The organism is Sphingomonas sp. BK481, assembly GCF_014194875.1.
Lineage (GTDB): Bacteria > Pseudomonadota > Alphaproteobacteria > Sphingomonadales > Sphingomonadaceae > Sphingomonas > Sphingomonas aerolata.
Map to the genome: position 1 here is coordinate 356,432 of NZ_JACIAP010000001.1, position 15,478 is coordinate 371,909.

Here is a 15,478-nt window from a genome sequence, read left to right on the forward strand (position 1 = left end):
GCTACTTCATCAGGACGAGCTCTTCCGCCATCGTCGGGTGCAGCGCGACAGTCGCGTCGAAATCGGCCTTGCTGAGCCCCGCCTTCACCGCCACCGCGGCGGATTGCAGGATCTCGGGGCAGTCGGGGCCGATCATGTGAATGCCGACGACGCGGTCGGTCTCGCCGTCGCAGATCATCTTGTAGAGCGAGCGCTCGTTGCGCCCCGCCAGTACGTTCTTCATCGGCCGGAAGTCCGAGGTGTAGACCTTCACCGAGCCCAGTGCCTGCTTGGCCTGCGATTCGGTCATGCCGACGCCGGCCATTGGCGGGTGGCTGAACACCGCGGCGGGGACGTTCGCGTAGTCGACGCGGGTCGGCTTGTTGCCGAAGAACGTGTCGGCGAACGCCTGTCCCTCGCGGATCGCGACCGGGGTCAGCTGGATGCGGTTGGTGACGTCACCGACCGCGAAGATGCTGTCGCAGCTCGACCGGTTGTCCTCGTCGACGACCACCGCGCCCGCCGCGTCGAGTTCGACCCCGGCCGTCTCGAGCCCAAGGCCCTTGGTGTTCGGCAGGCGGCCGGTCGCGAACAGGACGAGATCGACGACGATCGGCTCGTGCCCGCTGGTGTGCACGGTCAGGCAACCGTCCTCGCCCTTGTCGATTCCCTGGAACGCCGCGTTGAAGCGGAAGTCGATGCCCTTGCTCATCGAGATCTGGAGCAGCCGGTCGCGGATCGATTCGTCATAGCCGCGCAGGATCACGTCGGTGCGGTTGATCAGCGTGACGTGCGCGCCGAACTGATGGAAGATGCCGGCGAATTCATTGGCGATATAGCCTGCGCCAGCGATCAGCACGCGCTTCGGCACGTCGTCGAGATGGAACACCTCGTTCGAGGTGATGCCGTGCTCGGCACCGGGGCAGTCCGGCACCAGCGGGTGCGCGCCGACCGCGATCAGGATCTTCGCCGCGGTCTTCTTGCTGCCGTCGGCGAGCGTGACTTCGTTGGGGGCAGAGACGACCGCGCGCTGGTGGATGATGTCGACATGGTTGTTCTCGAGCGTCTGGGTGTAGGCGCCGTTGATCCGATCGACCTCCTCCATGACGTTGTCGCGCAGCGTCGGCCAGCTGAACGCGCAGTCGTCGGGCACCTGCCAGCCGAAGCGCTTGGCGTCCTTCAGATCCTCGGCGAAATGCGCGCCGTAGATCAGCAGCTTCTTCGGCACGCAGCCACGGATGACGCAGGTGCCGCCGACGCGATATTCCTCGGCGACCGCGACGCGCGCACCGTGCGCAGCGGCAACGCGCGATGCACGCGTGCCGCCCGAGCCGGCGCCGATGACGAAGAGGTCATAGTCGAATTGGGTATCGGTCACGGGCTATCCTTGTACGTCGCGCTGCGGCTTTGGATGCCATCTGGGGCAGGGGGGATGCGCGGACAAGACCGGTGCGGCGATCAGGGTAATCGGCTGGCTCTATCGCCGACCCGCCCTGCGCATCGGCATCGCGTCGATCGTCTTTTCCAGCATGGCGGTTGGGAAGGGGTGTGCGGTGCGCAGTTTCACGCCGCCGTCCTTGCCGATCAGGATCGCGGTGAAGGTGGCGGGCAGGCGGAATCTGCGGCGCAGCGCGGGGGCGGTGTCGCCGGCGCCGCGGACTTGGTCGCCGACGACCTCGACGATGGTGAGGTCGCGCTCGTCGCCCTTCGCGCTCCAGTTGCCAAGGATGCGGCGCTGCTCGGCGAGTTCCGGGTCCTGCGGGGAGGGGGCCGCGACGATCAACACGCGACGCTCCCAGCGCATCTGCGCGAGGGTAGGGGAGGCAGCTAGGGCGGCGGCAAGGAGGATGGGCATAAAGATGTAACGCGGGAGGTTCGCTCGCGCTCCCTGTTCTATCACCCCGGCGAAGGCCGGGGCCCAGTTGGGTGAACCGCGGTGGCTAAAACACGGCCTTCCCAACTGGGCCCCGGCCTCCGCCGGGGAAGTGCAGGTGTTGGGGAAACGGAGGGCGCCCCCCCAGCTTACCCGAACGCGCGCTTGATCAAATCGTCGGTCGAAGGATCGAACGTCTGCCCGCCCTTCTCCGCGGCCTTCGCCATTTCCTTGCCCAGCTCGACCCCGAACTGGTCGAACGAGTTGATCCCCAGCAGCACGCCGTTCACGAACACGCGGTGCTCGTAGAACGCGATCAGCGCGCCCAGCGTGCGCGCATCCAGATCGTCGAGCAGCAGCGTCGACGACGGCCGATCACCCGAATAGCTGCGCGCCGGATCCTCGACCTGCTTGCCCGCCATCAGCGCGGCACCCTGTGCGAACGCGTTGAGCAACAGCGCCTTGTGATGCTCCTCGGGCAGCGTATCGCCCGCCTCGATCGACGCGACGAACTCGACCGGCACCAGATGCGTGCCCTGGTGGAGCAGCTGGAACACCGCATGCTGCGCCTCGGTGCCGACACCACCCCAGGTGATCGCCGCCGACGGCCGCCCGAGCGGCTGGCCGTCGTCCGTCACCGACTTGCCGTTCGACTCCATCTCGAGCTGCTGGAGATAGCTCGGCAGCAGCCGCAACCGCTCGTCATAGGCGAAGGTCGCGCGCGTCTCGGCATGGCGGATCTGCGTGTAATAGAGGTCGGCGAACGCGGCGAGCGCGGGCGCATTCTCGTGCAGCGCGGCGAGGCGGAAATGGCGGTCCATCTCGGCCGCCCCCTCGAGCAGCTCCTCGAAACGGTCCCAGCCGAGCGCGATCGCGGCCGGGAACCCGATCGTCGACCACAGCGAATAGCGCCCGCCGACGCTCTCGGCGAACGGCAGGATCCGCGTCTCGTCGACGCCCCATTCCATCGCCTTTTCGGGCGCGGCGGTCAGCGCGATCACGCGGCCGTACGGATCCTCGACATTATGCTCGTTCATCCACTGAAGCACCGCTTCGGCGTTCATCAGCGTCTCGGTCGTGGTAAACGTCTTTGACGCGACCACCAGCAACGTCGCGGCCGGATCGAAGCGTTCGAACACGTCCTCCAGCGCGACGCCGTCGACATTGGCGACGATCCCGACATCATAACGCTTGTCGTCGCGCCCGAGCGAGTCGACCAGCAATTGCGGCCCCAGCGCGGACCCGCCGATGCCGACGTGCAGGATATGCCGCACGGGGCCGAGCGCATCCGCCTCGATCGCGTCGATCAGCGTGCGCATCCGCGAATGGCTCGCCTGTGCGATCGCGACGCTCTCGGGCTTGCCCTCACCGCGCTCGGCGGTGTGCTCGACCGCGCGGCCTTCGGTGACGTTGACGATCTCGCCCGCGAACATCGCCTGGCGCTTGCCCGACAGGTCCTGCGCCTTGGCCATCTCCTCGAACGCGCTGACCATGTCCGTGGTCAGGTGCGTCTTCGACCAGTCGAAGTGGATGCCTGCGACGTCGAGGCTCAGCTTGGACAACCGCTCAGAGTCGGCGGCGAACAGGTCGGTGAGTTTGGCGGCGGGCAGGGCTTCGAGTTTGGACCAGTCGGCGGTCATGCAAAGTCTCCGATTTGGAATTCGTGCGCACCGATACGGCGACGCGAGCAAGAACACCATAACGTCCCGGGAGGCGATTGGGTCTCCGGGGGTGTCCGGATCGTCTCCGGACATGGCGGATGCTGCATATGCTTGACGGCGCGCGCCGGTTGAGCAAACCCGCGGCCATGGCAAAAGACGCGAAGACCAAACCGGCCCGATCCGAAACCGCAGAGACGTTCCGCTTCCTGCTCAAGCTGGCGGTGGTCGTATTGATCCTGCGCAGCTTCATCTTCGCGCCGTTCAGCATTCCGTCCGAATCGATGCTGCCCCGGCTGTTGATCGGCGATTATCTGTTCGTGTCGAAGTGGAGCTACGGCTATTCGCGCTGGTCGCTGCCGGGTGGCGTGCCGCTGATCCCCGGCCGCATCTTTGGCAGCACGCCGACGCGCGGTGACGTCGTTGTCTTCCGCGCCCCCGAAGTGCTCGATCACGACGTCATCAAGCGCGTGATCGGCCTGCCCGGCGAGACGGTGCAGATGCGGCAGGGGACGCTGTACCTGAACGGCACCGCGATCCCCAAGGCGCGGATCGCCGACTTCACGATCCCGCTGACCGCCAATTTCGATGCGGAGAAATGCGGCGCGCCGTTCGTCGACGTCGCCGACGGCGTCCAGATCTGTCGCTATCCGCGCTACCGCGAGACGCTGCCCGGCGGCCGCAGCTATTCCGTGCTCGACCAGGCGCAGCTGCCCGATCGCGACGACACGGGTGTCTATACGGTGCCCGCCGGCCATATCTTCGTGATGGGCGACAACCGCGACGACAGCGGTGACAGCCGGTTCCCCGCACCAAGCGGGATGGGCTATGTCCCGCTCGAGAATGTCGAGGGCAAGGCGGTCGTCAGCTTCTTCTCGACCGACGGCAATGCCGAATGGCTGAAACCCTGGACCTGGGTCAGCGCCGCGCGCTGGGAGCGGATCGGGGAAGGCTTTTGAGCGACCTCGGCGACTGGCTGGCGGGCGTATTCGGTCGCCGGCCGCGCGATCTGGCACCCTATGAACGCGCACTGACGCATGGCAGCCAGGCGAAGGCGAATTACGAGCGGCTGGAATTTCTCGGCGACCGCGTCCTGGGGCTGATCGTCGCGGAATGGTTGTACGAACTGTTCGCGACCGATCCCGAGGGGTCGCTGTCGAAACGGCTGAACGCGCTCGTCACGGGCCCGGTCTGCGCCGAGGTGGCGCGTGAGCTCGGAGTGCGCGCGCATCTGAAGCTCGGCAAGCAGGCGCGCGACGATGGCGCCAGCGACAGCGACAATGTGCTGGGCGACGTGATGGAGGCACTGATCGGCGCCTGGTACCAGGAGGCCGGGCTCGACGCCGCACGTGCGTTCGTCCGCGGCGCATGGGGTGACCGCGTCCAGGCCGGTGCCAAGGCGCCGCAGCACCCCAAGTCCGCGCTTCAGGAATGGGCGGCCGCGCATAACCGCAAGCCGCCCGAATATACGATCGTCGAGCGCACCGGCCCCGGCCATGCGCCCAAATTCACGATGCTGGTCTCGATCGGCAAACTCGCCGAGGCGACGGCGACCGGCTCGAGCAAGCAGGAGGCCGAAACCGCGGCGGCCAAGGCGTTGCTGGAGAAGCTGGGCTAAGAAGGCTTGTGTTTGCGCGGAGTCGCGGAGGGGGGCAGCGAATGGAACTCCGATCTCGCTCCGAACGACTCCGAGATAATCGGCGGCGTATGATCGTAGCGGGCGCGAGCCCCATCCACACCATCTCTGCGCCTCCGCGCCTCCGCGTGAACCAAACTGCCTTGTCGCGACGCGATGACGGACAGCCGTTTTCCCTGTACAGGTGCGCACAACACCAGTTCGAAAAGAGCATATGTGACTGAAACGAATACCACGCCCAATACCAAGCATTGCGGCCTCGTCGCCATCGTCGGCGCTCCGAACGCAGGCAAGTCGACGCTCGTCAACGCGCTCGTTGGCCAGAAGGTCGCGATCGTCAGCCCCAAGGCGCAGACCACGCGCGCCAAGCTGATGGGTGTCGCGATCGAAGGCGACACGCAGATCCTGCTCGTCGATACCCCCGGCATCTTCGAGCCCAAGCGCCGGTTCGACCGCGCGATGGTCGCCGCCGCCTGGGGCGGCGCGGAAGGGTCGGACATCATCGCGCTGGTCGTCGACGCCAAGGGCGGGATCGGCGGCAAGGTCACGACCATCGTCGAGTCGCTGGTCGGTCGACCTGAGCCGATCTGGCTGATCCTCAACAAGGTCGATCTCGCCGACAAGACCAAGCTGCTGATCCACGCAGAAAAGCTGAACGCGCTGCTTCCCTTCGCCGAGACGTTCTTCATCAGCGCGGGCACCGGCGACGGCCTCGCGCACTTCAAGACGCAGCTCGCCAAGGCGATGCCCGAAGGTCCGTGGCATTATCCCGAAGACCAGGTCTCCGATTCGACCGAGCGCGCGCTCGCGTCCGAGGTCACGCGCGAGCAGCTCTATCTCCAGCTCCACGCTGAACTGCCCTATGCGAGCACGATCGAGACCGAGCAGTATATCGAGCGCCAGGACGGGTCGTTGGAGATCCACCAGCAGATCCTCGTCGAACGCCCGACGCAGCGCGCGATCGTGCTCGGCAAGGGCGGCGTGCGGATCAAGGAAATCGGCGCCCGCTCACGGATCGAGCTCGCCTCGATCACCGGCAAGCCGGTGCATTTGTACCTGCACGTCAAGGTTAAGCCGGGCTGGGATGAGGACCGCGAAGTGTACCGTGATATCGGGCTAGACTGGGTCGACTGACCCGCGACCACGACGACCACACTCCACCCCGGCAAAGGCCGGGGCCCAGTTGGGGGACGGGCGTCACGACGGACAGCGCGCCGTTACTCGGGCCTTCCCGACTGGACCCCGGCCTTCGCCGGGGTGGTAGTGTTCGATGCAAAAGGATGTTCCCCCGCGAAGGCGGGGGCCCAGACTGGACTCCCGCCTTCGCGGGAGAACAGAGTTCGGCTCGGCACTCCGTCATGCTCATGCCCATTGTACCAAACCCGCGACCTCGTGAAATCTATTGATGCTACCGTAAACCTCACCGGCTGACCCGGACGAAGACCACGCGATGCCGACCCTGATCGATGCGACGTCCGCGATCCGCTACGACCAGTTGCATCTGTCGCCGGTGGCGCTCGATTTCGGCCTGTTCCAGATCCGATGGTACGCGCTCAGCTATATCGCGATGATCGCGATGGGCTGGTGGTATCTGCGGAGGATGCTCCGTCGGTCCGGTGCGCCGATGACGGCGGGGCATGTCGACGATCTCGTCTTCTACCTGACGCTGGGCATCATCATCGGTGGTCGGCTCGGCTATTGCGTGTTCTACCGGCCCGATATCTGGCGCGCGCCGCTGGACGTGCTGAAGCTCTGGCAGGGCGGCATGTCGCTGCATGGCGGGTTCCTGGGGGTGATCGTCAGCCTGGTCCTGTTCACGCGGCGCCACCGTTTGTCGCTGCTCCGGGTGTGCGATTACGTGGCGTGTGCAACCCCGTTCGGCCTCATGCTGGTGCGGATCGCCAATTTCGTGAACGGGGAGTTGTGGGGTCGGCCAAGCTCGCTTCCCTGGGCGGTGATCTTTCCGGGCACGCATGACGGCATTCCCAGACACCCGAGCCAGCTCTACGAAGCCGCACTCGAGGGCGGTCTCAGCATGATCGTGCTGGCCTATCTGTTCTGGCGCACCGACGCGCGGCTTCGACCCGGCCATCTGCTCGGGGCGGGGCTGATCCTGTACGGCACCGCGCGCTTCCTGCTCGAATTCGTCCGCCAGCCCGATGCCGGGCTCGACCATCTGTGGTGGGGGCTGACGATGGGGCAGACGCTGAGCGTGCCGATGATCGGCGCCGGCATCTGGTTCTACGTCCGGTCGTTCAAGTGCGCGCGCGTCGCCCCGTGACTATCGCCCCAGGACCTCATCGACCCACGCTGGCACCAGCATTCCGGCCGCGCCGATCCGCGTCTCCTCGAAGAACACGCTCCCCATCGAGGGGTCGAGGTTCAGCTCCAAGGTAGCGGCTCCGTGATAGGCCGCGGTCTGCACGAAGCCGGCTGCCGGATAGACCGCCCCCGACGTCCCGATCGACACGAACAGATCGGCCTGTGCAAGTGCCGCCTCGATCCGCTCCATCTGGTACGGCATCTCGCCGAAGAACACGATGTCGGGCCGCAGCGCCGCCGACCCACACGCGCCGCATATCGACCCCTCTGGCAAGCTGCCGGCCCAGGGCTCGCGCGCGCCGCAGACGGCACACAGCGCCGACCGCAATTCGCCGTGCATATGCAGCATCCGCGTCGCGCCCGCCCGCTCATGCAGGTCGTCGACGTTCTGCGTGACGATCAGCAATCCGCCGTCCCATGCTTCGTCCAGCCGCGCCAGCGCACGGTGCGCGGCATTGGGCTCGACCGTCGCCAGCGCCGCCCGACGGAGATCGTAGAAGCGGTGTACCAGCTCCGGGTCCGCGGCGAGTGCCTCGGGGGTGCAGACATCCTCGACCCGGTGACCTTCCCATAGGCCGCCCGGCCCGCGGAACGTCGCGATGCCGCTTTCGGCGGAGATGCCCGCGCCCGTCAGAATGACGATGTTTCGTAGATGCTTCATGGGCATAGTCTATGGGCGGCGCTGTCGCCGCGATAGCCAAAGTCGTGCTGATATCGCGCCATCGACGCGCCGTGTCGACGCGATGCGTCCGGTTGCTCGGTTCCGGCGTTGAACCGAACCGACCATGTCTTCATGGCCGCGCGCTAAACGATCGCCGATGCCGTCATGGCACCGCGCGCCATGATATTCGAAGGATCCAATGCGATGGTGACCAAAAAACTGATGCTGTTGAGCGGCGTGATCGCGGTCCTTGTCGGCTGTGGCGACACGACATCGACCGGCGCCAACACTGCCACCGTCAATACCAGCACGGCGGCAAGCGCAGCCTCCGACGTTACCCGCGTTCGCGGCGTGATCACCGCGGTCGGCGCCGACGCGCTGACCGTCCAGACCTATGACGGCAAGTCGGTCAGCGTTCCGCTCGACGCCAAGACCAAGGTTGCCTGGGTGGTGAAGTCCGATCTGTCGACTCTGAAGGACGGCGACTTCATCGGCACCGCCACGACCGGCCCCGACGACGCACTGCGCGCGGTCGAGCTCGTCATCTTCCCCGAGGCGATGCGCGGGACCGGCGAGGGCCATTATCCCTGGGACGTTCCCGGCGTGGTCGCGGCCGCTGGCGGCGGCGCGGCCGATGGGCAGAGTGCGATGACCAACGGCACCGTCGACGGGCAGAGCGCGATGACCAACGGCACCGTCGATCAGCAGAGCGGGATGACCAACGGAACGGTAACCGGCGGCGCGGGCAAGCCCGGCGAAACCAAGCTCAGCATCTCGTACAAGGGCGGCAAGGCACAAGTCGTCGTGCCCGTCGGCACGCCGATCGTCCGGTTCGAGCCAGCCGAGCGTTCGATCCTCGCAAAGGGCCAGAAGCTGTTCGCGATCACCTTGGCCGGCGCGTCGGGGGCGAGGTCCGTCGCGGTCGGCAAGGATGGCCTGACGCCGCCGATGTAAGGCTGCCGCCCGTAATCACAGCCTGAGGGGCTGGAGTGGTGATGTGTCCACTCCAGCCCCTTTTGTTTGGAGAACCTTACACGTCGGATCTCGTGCAGGCGCGGACGTCGTGGCGGGTCGCGCGGCGATCGACCGACCGACCCTATCTTCATAAATCACCCGATCGCCGCTAAGACGCCTGCAAACCCGTATCCGTAAAGGCGCTGCATGACCGTCATCACCGAAGCCGACCTGATCGAAAGCGTCGCCGACGCGCTCCAGTTCATCAGCTACTACCATCCGATGGACTACATCCGTGCGCTGGGCGTCGCGTACGAAGCCGAGCAGAGCCCCGCCGCCAAGGATGCGATCGCGCAGATCCTGACGAACAGCCGGATGTGCGCAGAAGGCCACCGCCCGATCTGCCAGGATACCGGCATCGTCACGATCTTCGTGAAATGGGGCCAGGACTGCCGTCTCGATTCGACCCGCTCCTTGCAGGAGGTGATCGATGAAGGCGTCCGCAAGGCGTATCTCAACCCCGAGAACAAGCTGCGCGCCTCGATCCTCGCCGATCCCGCCTTCACGCGCCGCAACACCAAGGACAACACGCCCAGCGTGATGCATGTCGAGATGGTGCCCGGCAACACCGTCTCGATCGACGTCGCTGCCAAGGGCGGCGGCAGTGAGAACAAGTCGAAGTTTAAGATGATGAACCCGAGCGATTCGATCGTCGACTGGGTGCTCGAGATGATCCCGCAGATGGGTGCGGGCTGGTGCCCGCCGGGGATGCTCGGCATCGGCATCGGCGGCACCGCGGAAAAGTCGATGATCCTCGCCAAGCAGTCGCTGATGGGCGCGATCGACATGGCGCAGCTGAAGGAACGCGGTCCGAAGAACGACATCGAGGCGCTGCGGATCGAGATCTACGACAAGGTCAACGCGCTCGGCATCGGCGCGCAAGGGCTGGGCGGGCTCTCCACCATCCTCGACGTCAAGATCTTCGACTGGCCGACGCATGCCGCGTCGAAGCCGGTCGCGATGATCCCGAACTGCGCCGCCACGCGCCATGCGCATTTCGTGCTCGACGGGTTGGGGCCGGTGTATCTGGAGGCACCGAAGCTCGAGGAATGGCCTGACGTCAACTGGACGCCCGACAAGGCCGCGATCCGGGTCGACCTCGACACGCTGACTCCCGAGGTCGTGCAGACGTGGAAGCATGGCGACCGGCTGCTGCTGAACGGCAAGATGCTGACCGGGCGCGACGCCGCGCACAAGCGGATCGCCGACATGCTGGCCAGGGGCGAGGAGCTGCCCGTCGATTTCCGTGGTCGCGTGATCTATTATGTCGGGCCGGTCGATCCGGTCGGCGACGAGGTGGTCGGGCCAGCCGGTCCCACCACCGCGACGCGGATGGACAAGTTCACGCGCATGATGCTCGACCAGGGCCTGCTCGCGATGGTCGGGAAGGCCGAGCGCGGCGGCGATGCGACCAAGGCGATCGCCGAGGCGAAGTCGGCCTATCTGATGGCGGTCGGCGGTGCGGCCTATCTCGTCGCGCGCGCGATCAAGGGATCGAAGGTCGTCGGCTTCGAGGATCTTGGCATGGAAGCGATCTACGAATTCGAGGTCGCCGATTTCCCGGTGACCGTCGCGGTCGATTCGGCGGGAGAGAACGTCCACCAGCTGGCGCCACTCGTCTGGCGCGAGAAGATCGCGCGGGAGCGGTTGCTCGCGCCGGCGTGACCGCTCGTCCTGATGACGTGGAACGGGGAGGGCGGCCCTTCCGTTGAGCTTGCGAACCAGAGGAGTTTCGTATGTTCAAGCCCGCCAACCCCGTCGTCGCGATCGCGGTCGCAACATTGATGACGACGAGCGCCGTTGCCCAGAGCGGGGCACCCGCGCCCGCGCCCCGTACGTCCAGCGGGGGCCTCGGTAGCCTGGGTGACAGTCTTGGCGGGCTCGGCGGCGGACTGGGTGGCGGATTGGGCGGCCTGCTTGGCGGTGGCGCGTCGGGCATCGGTTCGATCGGTGCGGGCAATGCGGCAGGTCTGCTCGGCTATTGCCTCAAGAACAACCTGCTCGGTCAGGGCGGGGCACTTGGCGCGTTGACCGGGCGGCAAACGGCGCCCCAGGCTCCTGCGACGGGCCAGGCAGCGGGCGCGCAGTCGATCCTGCAGCGGTTGACCGGGCGGCAGGGCGTGCGGACGTCGCCTGGCTTTGCAGCGGGACAGGCGGGGGAGCTTCAGGCGCCGAACGGTCAGGGGCTGTCGCTCGACAATCTCGGCGGACAGGTGAAGACGAAGATGTGCAGCCTCGTGCTCAACCGGGCCAAGGCGTTTCTGTAACCGGCGCGTGCGCTAGGGCGGCTAGCCGTCGCCCGTCCCGTCATCCTGACGAAAGTCAGGATCCAGGGTAATTAGGGGCAACCTGCGTGGATCTGGATCCTGACTTTCGTCAGGATGACGGTGTGGGTTGGGGGAGGACCGTTCTCTTAAAGATGCGGGGCCACGTCCACATCCTCCAAACAAAAACACCCGGAAATGAAAAGAGGTTGTCGGGGCGTCTCACGACGACCCGACAACCTCCTGACATGGTCAGCGGCCGGAGAGCTCCAGCCCGGAGGACCATGCGTACCACCTCATCCTGTGCCATGCGCGTTGATTGGAGGGCGATACCTCCCGCACATGCCGTCGGATATCAGTAGCGCGTCCCCCGAACGAACCGAACCGAACTCACTGCTGAACCATGAGACATCGGATCACCTCCTTTCGCTTGTTGAAAAAACGCGGCCAAGCCTGACCGCAACCGCAATGTGTGCCGGGTGCCCTGTTGATACAAGTCTTGTTTTGCAGAAGATTTCGCGCAATCCTCAAAGGCTGTGCGGCACGCTGGGAAGATGCCCGCCCTTACCCGCGACAATCCTCGGTCACGCGTTCGATCTCCGCCCATGAGGGGATGACGAGGGCAGGCTGGCCCTGCTGGTCGATCACGAACCGACCGCGGCTGAACCCCATCGCCTCGAGCAGCGGATCGCTGGCCGGCAGCGTCGCCGTCACGGTGCCGGGCGTATTGCCGGGCTGAACCGACAGGGCGCGCGTGACGCTCGACGTGCGGATCGTCATCGGCGTGGCCGCCGCCGCAGTACGCGACAGATGGATTTGCCGCGTGCCGGTATCGCACTGGAGTGTCAGCGCGGGCAGCGCCGCCTGCGCTCCGAAACTCGCCACCGATCCGCGCGGATCGCGGCGATAGGTCCAGCTTCCCGGCGTATAGGGCCAGTCGCGCCAATCCGCCGCGAGCGGGGCGGGGCGTGGTGCGGGGGCGGGCGCCTCCACGCGCGGTGGCGGCGGCGGCGGTTCGGCGCGCGGCGGCGCGACGCAACCGGCGATCAGCGTCAGCGTGGCGAGGCCGGCGGCGATGGGCCAGCCGGCGGCGATAGGGGTGTGGGCGCGCATGACCCGCTATGCGGCACGCCCGGCGGCCGCTCAAGGCGCGAGGACGGCGATCGCGTGGGAACCGGCGCACGCTGCTACCGGTTCAGCGACGGAACACTGTAAATCAGGAGACGATCCATGTCCGATACCGTTGCCCAGACCCCAACCCAGCTGCTCGTGCAGGCTAATATTTCGGGGACGATGAAGGTCGAGAGCCGCGACGGCGACGCGGTCGGGACGGTCTATGCTTTCATGGTGCACAAGGGTACCGGGCGCGCGACGCATGCCGTGCTGAGCCTCGGCGGATTCCTGGGCATGGGCAAGAGCTTCTACCCACTGCCGTTCGCGCTGCTTCAGTTCGACGCGGTGCGTGACCTGTATGTGGTGACGATCGACAAGCGCGTGCTTGAGGGCGGCCCGAGCTGGTCGAACAACGCGCCGGTCTTCGACCAGGCCTATGCCGACCGGGTAGCGAGCTATTACGGGTCGAGCAGCGAGGATCTCGTCGTCGGGTAACGCTGATGCGGGGAAGGGGCGGTTTGTGTGGCTCTGGATCCTGACTTTCGTCAGGATGACGGAGTGCTTTAAATCCGCCGTCCCTCTCCCCTGTCATCCTGACGAAAGTCAGGATCCAGGGTTATCGGCCCCAACCCTCACGACCAAAGCCATGAGCGGGCTCAGCGAGACCGAGAGCCACCCATCCGCATTTTCTGGCTCTTCCCGTAGCGCGTTTTCCGCGTGCCTGGCTTGCCCTCGTTCGAACGGCCCATGACCGGCGCCTTCTGCTGGTCAACCGGCAGGCCGAGCTCCTCGTTCTCCAGCTGCCGGATCTCGTCTCGCAGCCGCCCGGCGGTCTCGAATTCGAGATCGGAGGCCGCCTTGCGCATCTGCTTCTCAAGATCCTCGATATAGGCGCGCAGGTTATGCCCGACCATGTGCGGGCGGTCCTCGTCGATCGGAACGGTGACCTGATCCTGGCTGGCGACGTGCGCAATGATGTCGCCGATGTTGCGGCGGATCGTCGTCGGCGTGATGCCGTGTTCGGTGTTGTACGCGACCTGCTTCTCGCGGCGCCGCGCCGTCTCGTTCATCGCGCGCTCCATCGAACCGGTGACACGATCGGCGTACAGGATTACGCGCCCGTCGACGTTACGCGCCGCGCGACCGATCGTCTGGATCAGCGAGGTCTCGGACCGCAGGAAGCCCTCCTTGTCCGCATCGAGGATCGCGACCAGCCCGCATTCGGGAATGTCCAACCCCTCGCGCAACAGGTTGATGCCGATCAGCACGTCGTACACGCCAAGCCTCAGGTCGCGGATCAGCTCGATACGCTCCAGCGTCTCGACGTCGCTGTGCATGTAGCGGACCTTGATCCCCGCCTCGTGCATATATTCGGTCAGATCCTCCGCCATCCGCTTGGTCAGCGTGGTGACGAGCGTACGGTATCCAAGCGCGGTGGTCTTCCCGACCTCGACGATCAGGTCCTGCACCTGCTCCTCGACCGGCTTGATCTCGACGGGCGGATCGATCAGCCCGGTCGGGCGGATGACCTGTTCGGCGAACACGCCGCCGGTCTGCTCCATCTCCCAGCTGCCGGGAGTCGCCGAGACATAGGTCGTTGGCGGGCGCATCGCGTCCCATTCGTTGAACCTGAGCGGCCGGTTGTCGATTGCCGAGGGAAGGCGGAAGCCATATTCGGCCAGCGTCAGCTTGCGGCGGTGATCGCCGCGCGACATGCCGTTGATCTGGCCGATCGTGACGTGGCTCTCATCGACGAACAGCAGCGCGTTGTCGGGCAGATATTCGAACAGCGTGGGCGGCGGCTCGCCCGGCATCCGACCGGTGAGGAAGCGGCTGTAATTCTCGATTCCCGCGCAGCTGCCGGTTGCCGCGATCATCTCCAAATCGAAGTTCGTCCGCTGCTCCAGCCGCTGCGCCTCGAGCAGCTTGCCCTCGAGCACCAGTTCCTTCAGCCGCTCGGCCAGCTCGTGCTTGATCGCCTCGCCCGCCTGTTTCAGCGTCGGGCCGGGGGTCACGTAGTGCGAGTTCGCATAGACGCGCACCGAGTTGAGCGACGCGACCTTCTTGCCGGTCAGCGGGTCGAACTCGGTGATCTCCTCGATATCGTCGCCGAAGAACGAGATGCGCCACGCGCTGTCCTCGTAATGCGACGGGAAGATCTCGAGCGTGTCGCCCTTCACGCGGAAATTGCCGCGCTGGAACGCCGCGTCGTTGCGCTTGTACTGCAGCGCGACGAGCTTGCGCACGATCTCGCGCTGGTCGACCGTCGTGCCCTTTTTCAGGTCGAAGATCATCGCCGAATAGGTCTCGACCGAGCCGATGCCGTACAGGCACGATACCGACGCGACGATGATCACGTCGTCGCGTTCGAGCAGCGCGCGCGTCGCCGAATGCCGCATCCGGTCGATCGACTCGTTGGTCGAGGATTCCTTCTCGATATAGGTGTCCGACCGCGCGACATACGCCTCGGGCTGGTAATAATCGTAATAGCTGACGAAATATTCGACCGCGTTGTCGGGGAAGAACGACTTCATCTCGCCGTAGAGCTGCGCCGCAAGGATCTTGTTCGGCGCGAGGATCAGCGCGGGGCGCTGCACGCGCTCGATCACGCTCGCCATCGTGAAGGTCTTTCCCGAGCCGGTGACGCCCAGCAGCACCTGATCCTTCTCGCCCTCGCCGATCGCCGAGACGAGTTCGGCGATCGCGGTCGGCTGGTCGCCCGCAGGCGCATAGTCGCTTACGAGCTTGAACCGCTTGCCACCCTCGACCTTTGCGGGGCGCGCGGTCGGGCGGTGCGGGACGAAGGTGTCGCCGGTTTCGGGCTCGGCGAGGCTGGTGCGGATCTGTATGGCCATCGAGGGGGAATATGGGGAACAGGTGGCACGACGACAACGCCGCCATTGCCGGCATTCGTCAATCCGCAAACCGCCCGTGATCCCCGCGAAGCCGGGGATCCAT

At 65.9% G+C, this 15,478-nt stretch carries 14 protein-coding genes; 8 read left to right on the forward strand and 6 right to left on the reverse strand.

Translation table 11 applies throughout. The annotated features are described in order from the left end of the window. Nucleotide 1: 1 nt before the first annotated feature. From gorA to pgi, 3 genes are all read right to left on the reverse strand, one after another. Nucleotides 2–1,357, reverse strand: a complete 1,356-nt coding sequence (gene gorA, locus FHY04_RS01625) for a glutathione-disulfide reductase (RefSeq protein WP_183935174.1) — start codon at nt 1,355–1,357, stop codon at nt 2–4. A gap of 99 nt (nt 1,358–1,456) precedes the next feature. Beyond that, complete coding sequence (locus FHY04_RS01630; RefSeq protein ID WP_183935175.1) at nt 1,457–1,834, reverse strand: DUF4174 domain-containing protein; 378 nt, start codon at nt 1,832–1,834, stop codon at nt 1,457–1,459. A gap of 167 nt (nt 1,835–2,001) precedes the next feature. Next, the gene (gene pgi / locus FHY04_RS01635) at nt 2,002–3,492 is read right to left on the reverse strand and encodes a glucose-6-phosphate isomerase (RefSeq protein ID WP_183935176.1); all 1,491 of its coding nucleotides are present in this window, start codon (nt 3,490–3,492) and stop codon (nt 2,002–2,004) included. A 167-nt stretch (nt 3,493–3,659) separates the two neighbouring features. On the opposite strand from pgi, the gene lepB reads away from it, so the two are divergent. The 4 genes from lepB (at nt 3,660) to lgt (ending at nt 7,427) form a co-directional block, all read left to right on the forward strand. Beyond that, nucleotides 3,660–4,469: a signal peptidase I gene (gene lepB / locus FHY04_RS01640; RefSeq protein ID WP_031395171.1), complete on the forward strand. Its 810-nt coding sequence runs from the start codon at nt 3,660–3,662 to the stop codon at nt 4,467–4,469. Beyond that, entirely contained in the window at nt 4,466–5,128 is a 663-nt protein-coding gene (gene rnc, locus FHY04_RS01645) for a ribonuclease III (protein ID WP_031440039.1), read from the forward strand. Before lepB ends, rnc begins: the two co-directional genes overlap by 4 nt. Before the next feature lie 234 nt (nt 5,129–5,362). After that, on the forward strand, nt 5,363–6,280 hold the full coding sequence (gene era, locus FHY04_RS01650; protein WP_311723250.1) for a GTPase Era: 918 nt from the start codon (nt 5,363–5,365) through the stop codon (nt 6,278–6,280). A gap of 316 nt (nt 6,281–6,596) precedes the next feature. Next, nucleotides 6,597–7,427: a prolipoprotein diacylglyceryl transferase gene (gene lgt, locus FHY04_RS01655; RefSeq protein WP_183935177.1), complete on the forward strand. Its 831-nt coding sequence runs from the start codon at nt 6,597–6,599 to the stop codon at nt 7,425–7,427. On the opposite strand, the gene FHY04_RS01660 is transcribed toward lgt, so the two are convergent. Further along, nucleotides 7,428–8,129 (reverse strand): NAD-dependent deacylase, encoded by a 702-nt coding sequence (locus FHY04_RS01660; protein WP_183935178.1) that lies wholly within the window; start codon nt 8,127–8,129, stop codon nt 7,428–7,430. A gap of 204 nt (nt 8,130–8,333) precedes the next feature. Between FHY04_RS01660 and FHY04_RS01665 the strand changes: the two genes are divergently transcribed. The 3 genes from FHY04_RS01665 (at nt 8,334) to FHY04_RS01675 (ending at nt 11,410) form a co-directional block, all read left to right on the forward strand. Beyond that, entirely contained in the window at nt 8,334–9,083 is a 750-nt protein-coding gene (locus tag FHY04_RS01665; RefSeq protein ID WP_183935179.1) for a hypothetical protein, read from the forward strand. Between the two features lie 207 nt (nt 9,084–9,290). Further along, nucleotides 9,291–10,808, forward strand: a complete 1,518-nt coding sequence (locus FHY04_RS01670; protein ID WP_183935180.1) for a fumarate hydratase — start codon at nt 9,291–9,293, stop codon at nt 10,806–10,808. Nucleotides 10,809–10,879: 71 nt separating this feature from the next. Further along, nucleotides 10,880–11,410, forward strand: coding sequence for a DUF2501 domain-containing protein (locus tag FHY04_RS01675; RefSeq protein ID WP_183935181.1), 531 nt, complete (start codon nt 10,880–10,882; stop codon nt 11,408–11,410). A 561-nt stretch (nt 11,411–11,971) separates the two neighbouring features. Here the strand turns inward: FHY04_RS01675 and FHY04_RS01680 are convergent. Beyond that, nucleotides 11,972–12,520 (reverse strand): hypothetical protein, encoded by a 549-nt coding sequence (locus FHY04_RS01680; protein ID WP_183935182.1) that lies wholly within the window; start codon nt 12,518–12,520, stop codon nt 11,972–11,974. Between the two features lie 117 nt (nt 12,521–12,637). On the opposite strand from FHY04_RS01680, the gene FHY04_RS01685 reads away from it, so the two are divergent. After that, entirely contained in the window at nt 12,638–13,015 is a 378-nt protein-coding gene (locus FHY04_RS01685) for a PRC-barrel domain-containing protein (protein ID WP_031395809.1), read from the forward strand. 161 nt (nt 13,016–13,176) lie between these two features. On the opposite strand, the gene uvrB is transcribed toward FHY04_RS01685, so the two are convergent. Then, nucleotides 13,177–15,375: an excinuclease ABC subunit UvrB gene (gene uvrB / locus FHY04_RS01690; RefSeq protein WP_031395810.1), complete on the reverse strand. Its 2,199-nt coding sequence runs from the start codon at nt 15,373–15,375 to the stop codon at nt 13,177–13,179. Between the last annotated feature and the right edge of the window lie 103 nt (nt 15,376–15,478).